Raw genomic sequence first — 13,822 nt, forward strand, 5'->3', positions numbered from 1 at the left:
CACGAACGAATCGGCGGCCGGCGGCTTGCTGCCGATCGGCACCCAGTTGCTCGAACATAATCCAGCGCAACTTCCCCATCCGTTGTCGCCTGACGACCTCTCGCGACCCCAGGACCGCCGCCAAAGATGAAAGTGCTTCTCGTCGCCAACTACGAGCCCGATGGCCAGAACAGCATGCTCGCCTTCCGTCGGGTGCTGGAGCGCGAACTCCCGCGGCAGGATTGCGAGGTGCGCGTCGCCGCCCCGGTCGCGCGCGTGCTGCGCCTCGCGCCCTCGCCGCGCTGGCGCAAATGGTTCGCCTACGTCGACAAGTTCGTGCTGTTCATCCCGTCGCTGGTGCGCGCCGCACGCTGGGCCGACGTGGTGCATGTGACCGATCACTCCAACGCCATGTACGTCCGCTGGCTCGACAGCCGGCCCAACGTCGTCACCTGCCACGACGTCATCGCGATACAGGCCGCCAGGGAGACGGGCGCCGACGCCAGCGTCGGGCGCACCGGCAGGCTGTTCCAGCGGCTGATCGCCAAGGGGCTGGGGCGCGCCGACCTGATCGCCTGCGTGTCGGACCTGACGCGCCGCGAGCTGCTGGCGCTCGAGCTGGCCGATGCGGGCAGGGTGACGACCGTGGTCAACGGCCTCAACGACGATTTTTCCCCGGTGCCGCCCGACGAGGCGCAGCGCCTGCTCGCGCGCTTCGAGCTGGCGCCGGAGAACGGCTATCTGCTGCATGTGGGGATGAACCTCCCGCGCAAGAACCGGCCGGCGGTGGTCCAGGCCTTCATCGCGCTGCACCAGCGGGCGGCGGCGAACGGCCGGCCTGCGCTGGCCGGGACGCTGGTGTTCGTGGGCCCGAAGCTGTCGTCCGAGCTGGTCGAGCTGCTTCGCACGCACGGCCTGGCCGACCGCGTCAAGGCGATCCAGGATGTGTCGCACGCCGAACTGCGGGCCCTCTATTCCGGCGCCACGGCCCTGCTGTTCCCATCGCTCCAGGAAGGCTTCGGCTGGCCGGTGATCGAGGCCCAGGCCTCGGGCTGCCCGGTGTTCACCTCCGACCTGCCGCCGATGAACGAGATCGGCGGGCCGGGCGCGGTGTACGTCGACCCGCGCGACCCGGACGCCATGGCCGCGGCGATCGAGCATGCCGCTCCCCGCCTGGGCGAGATGCGGCGCCTCGGCCTCGAGAACGCGACCCACTACAGCGCCGCGCAGATGGCCGCGAACTACGTCGCAAGCTACCGCCGCGCGAACACCGGGCGCGGGGCGCATCCATGAGGAAGCTGCTGCAACTGCTCGTGGTTCCGATGCCCTGGACTTTCAAGCGCTGGCTGCTGCGCCGCTTCTGGGGCTACCAGATCGCGGACGGCGCCCGCATCGGCCTGTCCTATGTCTTTCCGCGCCACCTGGTGATGGGGCAAGGCGCCTACATCGGCCACCTGAACGTCGCCATCCACCTCGATCGGCTGGAATGCGGCGCGCATTCGATCATCGAGCGCTCCAACTGGATCACCGGCCACGCGCGCTCGGGGAGGCACTTCAAGCACCGGACGGAGCGCGACCCGGTCCTGCTGCTCGGCGAACACGCGGCGATCACCAAGTCGCACATCATCGACTGCACCGACAAGGTCGAGATCGGCGCCTTCACCACGATCGCCGGCTATCACTCCCAGCTCATCACGCACGGCATCAACGTGGTGGAGGGCCGCCAGGACTGCAAGCCGATCCGGATCGGCGCCTACTGCCTGGTCGGCACGCGAGTCACCGTGCTGGGCGGTGCGGCGCTGCCGGACCGCTCCGTGCTGGGCGCGGGATCGGTGCTCAACAAGGCCCACACCGAGGAATTCGCGGTCTATGCGGGGCAGCCGGCGGTGCGGGTCAAGGAGCTGCCGGCCGACGCCGCCTACTTCCATCGCCCCCGCGGCTTCGTCAACTGACCCGGCCGCGGGGCGGTCGGGCCGAGGCAGGGTTCAGGGCGCTCTGCGGGCCACCTTGCCCTGCACGCCCTCGACCAGCCAGTTCATCTGCAGGATCTGCTCGTCGCTGAGGCTCTGGCCCTTGGCAATCACGACCCGGCCCTCGTTGTCGCGCACGTCGGCGAACGCCTGAAAGGGCTTCAGCTTGCCGGAGGCGATGTCCTGCTGGCGCGCCATCACCTCGTCCTGCACCGGCTTGGGCACCTTGCTGCCGAAATCGCCGACCCGGATCATCCCCTCCTTGACGCCGCCCCAGACGCTGCCGCTCTTCCAGCTGCCGTCGAGCACCGCGCGGGCGCGCTGCGTGTAGTAGCCGCCCCACTGGTGCGTGACCGCGGCGATCTGCGCATCGGGCGCGACCTTGCGCATGTCGGAGTGATAGGCCACGGCCAGCTTGCCGCGCTCCTGCGCCGCCGCCATCACGGCGGTCGAACCGGTGTGGAAGGCGATCACGTCCACATCCTGGTTGAACAGGGTCATCGCCGCCTCGCGCTCCTTCGGCGGGTCGAACCAGACGTCGAGCCACACCACCTTGACCTGCGCCTTCGGGTTGACCGAGCGCATGCCCAGCGTGAAGGCGTTGATGCCCTGCAGCACCTCGGGAATCGGAAAGCCCGCGACATAGCCCGCCACGTTGCTCTTCGTCATCCGGCCGGCCGCCACGCCGGCCAGGTAGCGGCCCTCGTAGTAGCGCGCATTCGCGATCGCCACGTTGGGCGCCGTCTTGTAGCCGGTGATCGACTCGAACTTCACGTCGGGGAAGTCGCGCGCCACCTTCAGCGTCGGCTCCATGTAGCCGAAGCTGGAGGTGAAGATGAGCTGGTTGCCCTGCCGCGCCAGGTCGCGGATCACGCGCTCGGCATCGGCACCCTCGGCGACATTCTCGACATAGGTGGTCTTGACCTTGGCGCCGAGCGCGGCCTCGACCGCCTTGCGGCCGTCGTCGTGCTGGCGGACCCAGCCGGCATCGGTGACCGGCGCGACGTAGACGAAGCCGATCTTCAGCGGATCGGCCGCGGCTGCGGGTTGGGAAAAAGAAGGCGATAAAAAACAGGCGGCCGCAAGCGCGGCTGCGAGGTTTTTGTACATGGTGTTCCTCTACATGGCCCCGGAATGAAAGAGGCGCCGCGGGGCAGCGGCGCCGACCTTCATTTTAACGGAGCCGCGGGCGCCGGCCCGGCGCGGCAGAATGCGGGCACCAGGAACGCCCTCATGCAGCGATCAAACCCCTTCGACCGCCACGGGAAACGCCACGCATGGCGCTAGATGCAGCCCTGCCCGCCGCCGCAGGGGCGACCGCCGACCCGGCGGCCGACGCCGAACGCCTGGCGCGCGAGCGCCGCCGGCTGCTGCGATTCCTGCTGCGGCTGGGGCATCTGCTGCTGGCCACGGGCGCGGCGGCCGGCGTGGTCGAGACCAGCCTGCGGCGCGTGGCCCAGACCTACCGGGTCGAGCACTTCAACGCCCTGGCGCTGCCCACCGTGGTGTTCGTGAACTTCACCGACGAGGAGTCGCAGCAGATCGAGTTCACCGCCGAGCAGGGCCTGGTGCTGCGCTTCGACCAGATCGAGGCGGCCTACGAGCTGGCCCGCGACGCCGAGCGGGCGCCGATCGATCCGGTCGAGGGACTCAAGCGCATCAACGCCATCCTCGCCATGCGGCCGGCCCTGGGCCTGGCCTGGGGCGTGCTGGGCCACGTGCTCGTGACGGTGGGCATCGCGCTGGTGCTGCGCCCTTCGGCCGACGTGGTCGGCGCCGCGGCCTTCTTCGGCGGCATCGTCGGCGTCCTCAAGGTGCTGGCGCGCAACCGCGGGATCATCACCACGCTGCTGCCCACGGTGGCTGCCTTCGTGGTGACGCTGGTGTCGCTGCTGGCGGCCCGCCACGGCTTCGCCGCCAGCCCGATCTACGTGCTGGTGGCTTCGCTCGTGACCTTCCTGCCCGGCGGCACGCTGGCCATCGCGACCATCGAGCTGGCCTACGGCGACGTGGTCTCGGGCGGCACGCGCTTCGTCTCCGGCCTGCTGCAGCTGGTGTTCCTGGTGCTGGGCATGCTGGCGGGGGCCTCGATCGTCGGCCTGCCGCCGGACACCCTGTTCCCGCCCGTGCCGGATACCGCGGTCCGGGCCTGGGCGCCGTGGCTCGGCGTGCTGCTGTTCGGCGTCGGCCACACGCTGCACTACTCGGCGCGGCTGCACACCCTGCCCTGGCTGCTGGTGCTGCTGTGCGTCGCGCAGGCCGGCCAGCTGGCCGGCAACGCGGTCTTCGGCGGCTACATGAGCGGCTTCTTCGCGGCGCTGCTGATCACGCCGGCCTCCTACCTGGTGCAGTACCGCCTCGGCGGGCCGCCGTCGATGGTGACTTTCACGCCGGCGCTCTGGCTGCTGGTTCCGGGCTCGCTGGGGCTGATCGGCATGGCCGAGCTGGTCGGCAGCGACCGGCTCGCCGGGGTCGAGAACTTCGTTGCCACGCTGTTCTCGATCGTGGCGATCGCGCTCGGCTCGGTCATCGGCACGGGCGTCTACAACGCGCTGTTCGATCCGGTGCTGCAGCGCGCCGGAACCATGGCCGACGCGATGCTGCGCTACCTCAAGCTGCGGCGCTGACGCCGCCGGCCCGGACCAGGCCGGGCCCGGGCACGCCGACGCTGTCGCGCACCGCCTCGCGCAGCAGCGCGGCCAGGCGCGCCACGGGCGCCGCCGGCTCGGCCTGGGCGCAGGCCATCGCCAGCGCGATCTGCGGCAGGGCCGGCAGGCCGGTGCCGGCGCGATCGAGCACGCGCACGTGGCGCGGCAGGCCGAAGGAGGTCCGCGCCGAGAGTCCCAGGCCGGCCGAGGTCCCGGCCCACAGCGCCGACAGGCTGGCGCTGGTGAAGGCGTGCCGCCACGGAATGCCGGCCCGATCGAGCACGCGGGTGACGATCTCGCGCAGCGGACAAGGCGCGTCGAGCAGCACCAGCGGCAGCGGCTCCTTCGACCGGCGCGGACCGGCGCCCAGGCGCTCGGCCCACCAGGGCGCCTCGACGGCTTCGGGCCCGGCCGACGCGATCCATTGCAGCGGCAGCCGCACCAGCCGCTCGGTGTGGGGCAGCGGCTCGGCGCCCTCCACTTCCCAGATCAGCGCCAGGTCGAGCTGCCCCAGAGCCATGCGCTCGCGCAGTTCGGCGCTGCGCGCCACGCAGGCCTCGATGCGCAGCCTGGGATGGGCGCGCGCGAAACGGCCGAGCACGCCGGGCAGCAGGTTCTCGCCGAGGTCTTCCTGCAGCCCGAGGCGGACCCAGCCCTCGAGGTCGGCGCCACGCATCGCCGCCGCGGCCTCCTCGTTGATCTCCAGCAGGCGATGGGCGTAGGCCAGCATCGTGTGGCCGGCATCCGTCAGTTCGAGGCCGCGTCCGGCCTTGCGCAGCAGCGGCGTGCCGGCCTGGGATTCGAGCTTCTTGAGCTGGGCGCTCACGGCCGAGGTCGAGCGGCCCAGCTTGTCGGCCGCCCTCGCATAGCTTCCGAGGGCCACGCCGGTCGAGAAACTGCGCAGCACATCGAGGTCGAACAGCACTTGGGTCATCGTCGATCATCCCATTTTTGTGGACGGATGATCGATTATTCTCTGATTTTCAAAACCTTTGCAGAGGCGGACACTGCGCCGCATGACGCCATCCGCCCGCATTGATTCCTCCCCGTCGCACCGCTGGAAGGTGCTCGCCGCCGGCGTCGCCGCGAACGCCGCCTTCTCGGTGGCCTTCAGCGGCATTCCGATGACCGCGGTGCTGATGCGCACCGGCTACCGGCTCGACAACGCCACCCTGGGCCTGGTGCTCGGGCTGATGGGCCTCGGCATCGCGGTCAGCGAACTGCCCTGGGGCCTGCTAACAGACCGCTGGGGCGACCGGCCGGTGCTGCTGACCGGCCTCGGCGCCACCGCGGCGGCCCTGGTCGGCATGGCATGCCTGGCAGCGCCCTCGGGCTCGCAGGTGCCGGGCATCGACTGGCTCGGCAGCGGCCTGCTGCTGGTCGGCTTGCTCGGCGGCAGCGTCAACGGCGCCAGCGGACGGGCGGTGATGGTCTGGTTCGCCGAAGGCGAGCGCGGGCTCGCGATGAGCATCCGCCAGACCGCCGTGCCGCTCGGCGGCGCGCTCGGCGCCTTGCTGCTGCCCGCGGTGGCGCTGCGTTTCGGCTTTGCCGCGATGTACGGCCTGCTGGCCGCGTTGTGCGCGCTGAGCGCGCTGCTGGCCTGGGCCTGGGTGCACGAGCCGGCGCCCTCGGCGCAGCGCGCCGCGTCGCCTATCGGCGCGAAGCCGGCGCGCCAGGACGGCCCGCTGCGCGATGCCCGGGTCTGGCGGCTGGTGGCGGGCATCGGCATCCTGTGCGCGCCCCAGTTCGCCGTGCTGTCCTTCGGCACCGTCTTCCTGCACGACTTCGGCCATGCCGGCCTGGCCGCGATCGCAGCCGCGATGACCGTGGTCCAGATCGGTGCGATGGCGATGCGGGTCTGGAGCGGCCGCTGGACCGATCGCCGCCGGAATCGCCCGGCCTATCTGCGCGCCTGCAGCCTGCTGAGCGTGCTGCTGTTCTCGGCGCTGGCCGCCCTGGCGCTGGCCGGCGAGGCGGCCGGCGGCGCTTCGGGGCCACTGCGCGCGCTGCTGATCGGGTTGTTGGCGCTGAGCGGGATCTGCGTCTCGGCCTGGCACGGCGTCGCCTACACCGAGCTGGCCACCCTGGCCGGCGCAGCGCGTGCCGGCACCGCGCTGGGCATGGCGAACACCAGCGTGTTCCTGGTGTGCTTTCTCACGCCGCTGGGCATTCCGCACCTGTTGGCGCTGCGAGGCTGGCCGCTGGTGTGGCTCGTGGCCGCGGCCTGCGCGGGGGCCGCGCTGCCGCTGCTGGCGGCCGCCGCGAAGCCGGCTCAGGCAAAGGCGTCGAAGGCCGCGTTGAGCCGGTCGACATAGGCCCGCTTGGCGACCGCATCGACGAAGCTGCCTTCGAAGCTGTTGGCCGCCAGCTGCCAGGCATGCTGCGCCGTGAGCCCGGTGGCGGCGAAGGTCTCGGTGAAGTTCTGGTTCATGTAGCCGCCGAAGTAGGCGGGGTCGTCGGAGTTGACCGTGGCCACCAGGCCGCCGTCGAGCAGCGCGCGCAGGTTGTGCTGCGAGAGGTCGGGGAACACGCACAGCTTGAGGTTCGACAGCGGGCAGACGGTCAGCGGAATGCGGTCCTCGGCCAGCCGCTTCATGAGCGCGGCGTCCTTGGTGCTCTGCACGCCATGGTCGACGCGCTCCACCTTGAGCACGTCGAGTGCGCTCCACACGTAGGCCGGCGGGCCTTCCTCGCCGGCATGCGCAACCAGGTGGAAGCCGAGCTCGCGGCAGCGCGCGAACACCCGCGCGAACTTCTCGGGCGGATGGCCGAGCTCGCTCGAATCGAGGCCGACGCCGATGAAGCGGTCCCTGAAGGGCAGCGCCTGCTCGAGCGTCTCGAAGGCGGCCTCCTCGCTGAGATGGCGCAGGAAGCACAGGATCAGCTCGGCATCGACGCCCAGCTTCGCCTTGGCGTCGACGCAGGCGCGGTGCAGCCCGTCGATCACGGTCTGCATCGAGACGCCGCGCTCGGTGTGGGTCTGCGGGTCGAAGAACATCTCGGTGCGGATCACGTGGTCGGCCGCCGCGCGCTCGAGATAGGCCCAGGCCATGTCGTAGAAGTCCTGCTCCTTCAGCAGCACGCTGGCGCCGGCGTAGTAGATGTCCAGGAAGGTCTGCAGATTGGTGAAGGCGTAGGCGGCGCGCAGTTCTTCCACGCTGGCGTAGGGGATCGTGACGCCGTTGCGCTGCGCCAGCGCGAAGATCAGCTCGGGCTCGAGCGAGCCTTCGATGTGGATGTGCAGCTCGGCCTTCGGCATCGCGCGCAGCAGCGCGGGAAGGCGGTCGGCGGCGATGTCGCGGACGGTGCGTTGCGGGATGGTCATCAGCAGACTCCGAAGGTGATGCCGCGCATTTTGAGGTGGCGGCGGTAGAGGGAGGAGGCCTTGTCGGCCACCGTGTGAAGTTCGGCGCGCAGGTCGAGCGGCAGCCGCTTGGGGCTTTGGGATTCGAGCACCGGCTTGTCCTGCAGGAAGATGGTGTCCTGGAAGGCGCGCACGGTCGCCTCGTCGCGCTCGAAGTCGGAGGTGGCGAAGCGGAACCAGACCCGGCAGCGCTCGGCGTCGACCGGGCAGATCTGCAGCGCGATCGACTCCCGGTAGCCGTCAAGGCCGATGCTCGCCGCCTCGGGCACCTTGGTCAGCACGGCCGCATAGGGTGCCGTCACCTCGTAGCTGTATTCGACCTGTGCCGGGGCGGTCGAATTGACCGTCGACTGCGGCTGCCATGCCTTGCAGCCGGTCGCGCGCAGGCCGCCGGGCGTGGCCTCCACCCGGTAGTCGTCGATCACGGCCATCTCGCGCGCGCCGAGCCAGCCTTCGTGCACGAAGCCGAAATGCGCCATGTCGAGGAAGTTCTCGACCAGGCGCGGGGCGCTGGTCTCGACGTCGTAGGGGCCGCAGCTGATCTTGCGCATGCGCGCGTCGTCCTCGGCGGCGAAGGCGGGCAGCGGCGCATCGCCGCCCTCGGCGTCGAGCCGGACCCACACCAGGCCCTGGGCCTCGAGCGCGGCATGCGTCGCGGCCCGGTGGGTGGCGGGCGGCACGAAGTCCGGCAGCGCCGGCACCTGCACACAGCGGCCGCCGGCCTCGAAGCGCCAGCCGTGGTAGGGGCATTCGAGCGTCGCAGCGCCGTCGCAGGCCACGACCCGGCCCAGCGAGAGCCGCGCGCCGCGATGCGGGCAGCGGTCGGCCCAGGCATGGACGGCGGCCGCGCCGTCGCGCCACAGCACCAGGTTCTCGCCGAGCAGGCGCACGGCCATCGGCGCCGCCGCGACCTCTTCGGCCAGCGCCACCGGATGCCAGAGTTGTCTTTCGATCATCATCGTGGGAGCCGAAACGAAAAAGGGTTGCCCCGAGGACAACCCTTCGCACCGGGGAATCCGGTTCGTCGCCGGCTTACTTCTTGTCGCCGCCCGGCACCTTGCCTTCGACGCCCTTGACGTAGAAGTTGACGCCGCTCAGGAACTTGTCGTCGGCCACCGCGCCGGCAGCGACCACTTCCTTGCCGTCCTGGTCGACGATCGGGCCCTTCCAGATCGAGAAGCTGCCGTCTTTCAGGCCCTTCTTGATTTCCTCGACCTTGGCCTTGGTCTCGGCCGGCACGTCCTCGGCGATCGACACCAGGTCGATCGCGCCTTCCTTGACGCCCCACCAAGTCTGGCCGGTGGCCCACTTGCCGTCCAGCACGTCCTGCACCGCCTTGGTGTAGTACGGCGTCCAGTTGATGATGGCCGAGCCCAGGTGGGCCTTCGGGCCGTAGGCGGTCATGTCGGAATCCCAGCCGAAGGCGCGCTTGCCCTTTTCCTGGGCGGTCTTGAGCACGGCCGGCGAGTCGGTGTTCTGGAACAGCACGTCGGCGCCGCCGTTGATCAGGGCGGTGGCGGCCTCGGTTTCCTTGGGCGGGCTGAACCATTCGTTGACCCACACCACCTTGGTCGAGATCTTCGGATTGACCGACTGGGCGCCCAGGGTGAAGCTGTTGATGTTGCGCAGCACTTCGGGGATCGGCACCGAGCCGACCACGCCCAGCGTGTTGCTCTTGGTCATCGAGCCCGCGATCACGCCGGCCATGTAGGCGCCTTCGTAGGTGCGGCTGTCGTAGGTGCGCATGTTCTCGGCCGTCTTGTAGCCGGTGGCGTGCTCGAACTTCACTTCCTTGTTGTCGGCCGCGACCTTGAGCATCGGTTCCATGTAGCCGAAGGTGGTGCCGAAGATCAGCTTGTTGCCCTGGCCCACCATGTCGCGGAACACGCGCTCGGCGTCGGCGCTCTCAGGCACGCTCTCGACGAAGGTGGTCTTGATCTTGTCGCCGAATTCCTTTTCGATCGCCTTGCGGGCGTTGTCGTGCGCGAAGGACCAGCCGCCGTCGCCGACCGGGCCGACGTAGGCGAAGGCGATGTTCAGCGGTGCCTTCGGTGCCGGTGCCGCAGCGCTGGGCGCCGGGGCGGCAGGCGCCGCGGCGGGGGCTGCTGCCTCTTCCTTCTTGCCGCAGCCGATGAGGGCGGCCGAAGCGACCGCGGTCAGGGCAGCCAGCTTGAGCAGGGAACGCTTGTTCAGATCATTCATTGTTCGAAATCCTCGAAGGACGGGTTGGCGGAGAAACAAAAGGAAACGTGATTATGAGCCGGGGTAGAAGGGTTTCCCAATCGAAGCCGGCATGTTGACGCGGATAAATGCGGGGTTGCGCGAGATCAGCGCCAGCACCACGATCGGCGCGATATAGGTCAGCATGCTCAGGAACTGGCTCGGGATGTTGACGCCGGTGCTCTGCAGGTGAAAGCCCAGCATCGAGACGCCGCCGAACAGGTAGGCGCCGAGCAGCACCCGCACCGGCCGCCAGGTCGCGAAGGTGGTCAGCGCGAGCGCGATCCAGCCGCGGCCGGCGACCATGCCCTCGACCCACAGCGGCGTGTAGACGGTCGACAGGTAGGCGCCAGCGAGCCCGCACAGCGCGCCGCCCGCGATCACCGCCAGGAAGCGGATCCGGCGCACCGGATAGCCCAGGGCGTGCGAGGACTCCGGCGACTCGCCGACCGAGCGCAGCACCAGCCCGGCGCGTGTGCGGTACAGGAACCAGATCAGGCCGATGGTCAGCGCCACGGCGAAATACACCATCGGGTGATGGCGGAACAGCGCCGGGCCGATCAGCGGGATGTCGCCCAGGACCGGCAGCGCATAGGACACGCTCTCGGGCAGCTTGGCCTGCACGAAGTTGATGCCGACGAAGGCCGAGAAGCCGACCCCGAACAGGCTCAGCGCCAGCCCGGTCGCGTACTGGTTGGTGTTGAGCCAGATCACCAGCACGCCGAAGAAGGCCGCCAGCAGCGCGCCGGCCAGCATGCCGGCCAGGAAGCCGAGCCAGGGGTTGTGCGTGACCACCACGGTGGCGAAGCCGGCGATCGCGGCGCACAGCATCATGCCCTCGGCGCCGAGGTTGACGATGCCGGCCTTTTCGTTGATCAGGAGACCCAATGCCGCGATCGCGAGGACGGTGCCGGCGCTGAGCGTGGAGCCGAGCAGGAGTGCGTAGCTTTCCATCATGCGGCTCCTTCGGTCGGGCGGGCCACGGGGGCCGTCAGGGGTGTACTCGCTTGCAGAGAGCCGGTCCCGGAGGTCGAGACGACCATCTTGACCGCCGCCTTGCGCTTGATCCGGTAGGCGATCAGCGTGTCGCAGGCCAGCAGCGTGAACAGCAGCAGGCCCTGGAACACGCCGGTCAGGGATTTGGGCAGCCCGAGGCGCGACTGGGCGAGTTCGCCGCCGATGTAGAACATGCTCATGAGGATGGCGGAGAAGATCATGCCGACCGGATGCAGCCGGCCGACGAAGGCGACGATGATCGCCGCGAAGCCGTAGCCCGCCGGCACGTAGGGCGTGAGCTGGCCGATCGGGCCCGCCACTTCGAGCGCGCCCGCCAGGCCGGCCGCGCCGCCTGAAGTCAAGAGCGCGATCCAGACCGCGCGCCGGGCCGAGAAGCCCGCGTAGCGCGCGGCCGCCGGCGCCAGGCCGCCGACCTGCTGGGCGAAGCCGGCGCGGGTGCGGAACAGGAAGATCCACAGCGCCGCCGAGCCGGCCAGCGCGATCAGCAGGCCGATGCTCACGCGCGAACCCTTGATGAGCCGCGGGATCTGCGTCACCGCGTCGAAGGTCTTGGTCTGCGGGAAGTTGTAGCCCTGCGGATCCTTCCATGGCCCGTAGACCATGTAGCCCAGCAGCAGCACCGCGACGTAGACCAGCATCAGGCTCACGAGGATCTCGTTGGCGTTGAACTTGTCGCGCAGGAAGGCCACGATGCCGGCCCAGACCATGCCGCCCAGGATGCCCGCGACCAGGATCGCTGCGACGATCCAGCCGCCGGTGGACTTGTCGGCCAGCAGGGCAACGCCGCCGGCCGCGATGGCGCCGAACACGAACTGCCCTTCGGCGCCGATGTTCCAGACGTTGGAGCGGAAGCACACGGCGAGGCCGAGCGCGATGATCAGCAGCGGCGTCGCCTTGACCATCAGTTCGCCGAGCGCGTAGCCGCTCTTGATCGGCTCCCAGAAGAAGACCGCCAGGCCCTTGACCGGGTCCTTGCCGAGCAGCGCGAACAGCACCATGCCGATCAGCACGGTGATCAGCAGCGCCAGGATCGGCGAGCCGTAGCTCCAGAAGCGCGACAGCTGCGGGCGGGGTTCGAGCTTAAGCATGGGCCACCTCCTTGGCCGCCGCGGCGGCGTGATGCGCGCCGTCCCAGAGTCCGCTCATCCACTCGCCGATCTGCGGCACGGTGGCGGCGGCACGATCGATCGAGGGTGACAGCCGGCCCTTGGCGATGACGTGCAGGCGATCGCAGATCTCGAACAGTTCGTCGAGCTCCTCGCTGACCACCAGCACCGCGCAGCCGGCGTCGCGCAGCGCCAGGATCTCGCCGCGGATCAGGGCCGCGGCGCCGACGTCCACGCCCCAGGTCGGCTGCGAGACGATGAAGATCTTCGGGTCGGCGTCGATCTCGCGCCCGACGATGAACTTCTGCAGGTTGCCGCCCGACAGCGAGCGCGCGGCGGCGTTCGGGCCGCCGGCCTTGACGTTGAAGCGCTGGATGATCTTGCCGGCATGCTGCTGCAGCGCGCCGGTGCGGATCCAGCCGCCCTTGCCGACCGCGTTGCTGCGGGTCAGCAGCATGTTCTGCGCCAGGCCGAGGGTCGGCACCGCGCCGCGGCCCAGCCGCTCCTCGGGCACGAAGTGCAGCCCCAGCGCGCGCCGCCGGCGCGGCCTGAAATGCGCGGCCGGCTCGCCGAAGACCTCGATCATGCGGGCCTCGGCCCGCGTGTCCTCGCCCGAAAGCGCGTAGAGCAGCTCCTTCTGGCCGTTGCCCGAGACGCCCGCGATGCCCACCACCTCGCCGGCCCGGACGTCGAGCGAGATGCCGTCGAGGTCGACCCCGAACTGGTCCTCGCGCGCCAGGCTCAGGGCCTTGACCCGCAGCGCCACGCCGCCGACCTTCACCGGCCGGTGCTGCAGCGGCGGCGGCTCGGCGCCGATCATCAGCCGCGACAGCGATTCGTTGGATTCCTGCTGCGGATTGCACACGCCCGTGACCTTGCCGCCGCGCAGCACGGTGCAGGCCGTGCACAGCTCGCGGATCTCGTGCAGCTTGTGGCTGATGTAGAGGATGCTGCAGCCTTCCGAGGCCAGTTTCTTCAGCACCACGAACAGTTTCTGCACCGCCTGGGGCGTCAGCACGGAAGTCGGCTCGTCGAGGATCAGCAGCTTGGGGTCGGTGAGCAGCGCGCGGATGATCTCGACCCGCTGCATCTCGCCGACCGACAGCGTGTGGACCGGCCGGGCTGGGTCGATGTCCAGCCCGTACTCGGCCGCCTTGGCCTGGACCCGGCGCGCCACCTCGGCCAGCGCCAGGCTCTTGTCGAGCCCGAGCCAGACGTTCTCGGCCACCGTCAGGGTGTCGAACAGGCTGAAGTGCTGGAACACCATGCTGATGCCGAGCGCCCGCGCCTCTTGCGGGTTGCGCACGTTGACCGGCTGGCCGTTGAACATCACGCTGCCTTCATCGGGCTTGACCGAGCCGTAGATGATCTTCATGAGCGTGGACTTGCCGGCGCCATTCTCGCCGAGGACCGCGTGGGTTTCGCCGGGTTCGACCACGAGCGAGACGTCGCTGTTGGCGACCACCGCGGGATAGCGCTTCGTGATGTGCGCGAGCTGGAGTCTGTGGATTGTCATGC

At 69.8% G+C, this 13,822-nt stretch carries 12 protein-coding genes; 4 read left to right on the plus strand and 8 right to left on the minus strand.

Going from position 1 to position 13,822, the window contains the following annotated elements; translation table 11 throughout:
* The first annotated feature begins 126 nt into the window (after positions 1–126).
* Complete coding sequence (locus QTI45_RS27495) at positions 127–1,272, plus strand: glycosyltransferase family 4 protein (protein WP_286656584.1); 1,146 nt, start codon at positions 127–129, stop codon at positions 1,270–1,272.
* Positions 1,269–1,931, plus strand: a complete 663-nt coding sequence (locus QTI45_RS27500) for an acyltransferase (protein ID WP_286656585.1) — start codon at positions 1,269–1,271, stop codon at positions 1,929–1,931. Before QTI45_RS27495 ends, QTI45_RS27500 begins: the two co-directional genes overlap by 4 nt.
* 33 nt (positions 1,932–1,964) lie before the next feature.
* On the opposite strand, the gene QTI45_RS27505 is transcribed toward QTI45_RS27500, so the two are convergent.
* Positions 1,965–3,059 carry a BMP family ABC transporter substrate-binding protein gene (locus QTI45_RS27505; RefSeq protein ID WP_286656586.1) on the minus strand — a complete coding sequence of 365 codons (1,095 nt, stop codon included), beginning with the start codon at positions 3,057–3,059 and terminating at the stop codon, positions 1,965–1,967.
* A gap of 167 nt (positions 3,060–3,226) precedes the next feature.
* Between QTI45_RS27505 and QTI45_RS27510 the strand changes: the two genes are divergently transcribed.
* Positions 3,227–4,576 (plus strand): threonine/serine exporter family protein, encoded by a 1,350-nt coding sequence (locus QTI45_RS27510; RefSeq protein ID WP_286656587.1) that lies wholly within the window; start codon positions 3,227–3,229, stop codon positions 4,574–4,576.
* Here the strand turns inward: QTI45_RS27510 and QTI45_RS27515 are convergent.
* Complete coding sequence (locus tag QTI45_RS27515; RefSeq protein ID WP_286656588.1) at positions 4,560–5,531, minus strand: LysR substrate-binding domain-containing protein; 972 nt, start codon at positions 5,529–5,531, stop codon at positions 4,560–4,562. The genes QTI45_RS27510 and QTI45_RS27515 overlap by 17 nt on opposite strands.
* An 82-nt stretch (positions 5,532–5,613) precedes the next feature.
* On the opposite strand from QTI45_RS27515, the gene QTI45_RS27520 reads away from it, so the two are divergent.
* A complete protein-coding gene (locus QTI45_RS27520) occupies positions 5,614–6,912 on the plus strand; it encodes an MFS transporter (protein WP_286656589.1) in 1,299 nt (432 codons plus the stop codon).
* On the opposite strand, the gene QTI45_RS27525 is transcribed toward QTI45_RS27520, so the two are convergent.
* The 6 genes from QTI45_RS27525 to QTI45_RS27550 form a co-directional block, all read right to left on the minus strand.
* Positions 6,870–7,922 carry an adenosine deaminase gene (locus tag QTI45_RS27525; RefSeq protein WP_286656590.1) on the minus strand — a complete coding sequence of 351 codons (1,053 nt, stop codon included), beginning with the start codon at positions 7,920–7,922 and terminating at the stop codon, positions 6,870–6,872. The genes QTI45_RS27520 and QTI45_RS27525 overlap by 43 nt on opposite strands.
* Complete coding sequence (locus tag QTI45_RS27530; protein ID WP_286371538.1) at positions 7,922–8,917, minus strand: Rieske 2Fe-2S domain-containing protein; 996 nt, start codon at positions 8,915–8,917, stop codon at positions 7,922–7,924. Before QTI45_RS27530 ends, QTI45_RS27525 begins: the two co-directional genes overlap by 1 nt.
* Before the next feature lie 76 nt (positions 8,918–8,993).
* A complete protein-coding gene (locus QTI45_RS27535) occupies positions 8,994–10,163 on the minus strand; it encodes a BMP family ABC transporter substrate-binding protein (protein WP_286371539.1) in 1,170 nt (389 codons plus the stop codon).
* A 51-nt stretch (positions 10,164–10,214) separates the two neighbouring features.
* On the minus strand, positions 10,215–11,135 hold the full coding sequence (locus QTI45_RS27540; protein ID WP_286656591.1) for an ABC transporter permease: 921 nt from the start codon (positions 11,133–11,135) through the stop codon (positions 10,215–10,217).
* Positions 11,135–12,286 carry an ABC transporter permease gene (locus QTI45_RS27545; protein ID WP_286656592.1) on the minus strand — a complete coding sequence of 384 codons (1,152 nt, stop codon included), beginning with the start codon at positions 12,284–12,286 and terminating at the stop codon, positions 11,135–11,137. Before QTI45_RS27545 ends, QTI45_RS27540 begins: the two co-directional genes overlap by 1 nt.
* Positions 12,279–13,820, minus strand: a complete 1,542-nt coding sequence (locus QTI45_RS27550) for an ABC transporter ATP-binding protein (protein WP_286656593.1) — start codon at positions 13,818–13,820, stop codon at positions 12,279–12,281. The genes QTI45_RS27545 and QTI45_RS27550 overlap by 8 nt, the downstream gene beginning before the upstream one ends.
* Positions 13,821–13,822 lie beyond the last annotated feature (2 nt).

It is taken from the genome of Variovorax saccharolyticus, assembly GCF_030316765.1.
In the GTDB taxonomy this organism is placed as follows: domain Bacteria; phylum Pseudomonadota; class Gammaproteobacteria; order Burkholderiales; family Burkholderiaceae_C; genus Variovorax; species Variovorax saccharolyticus.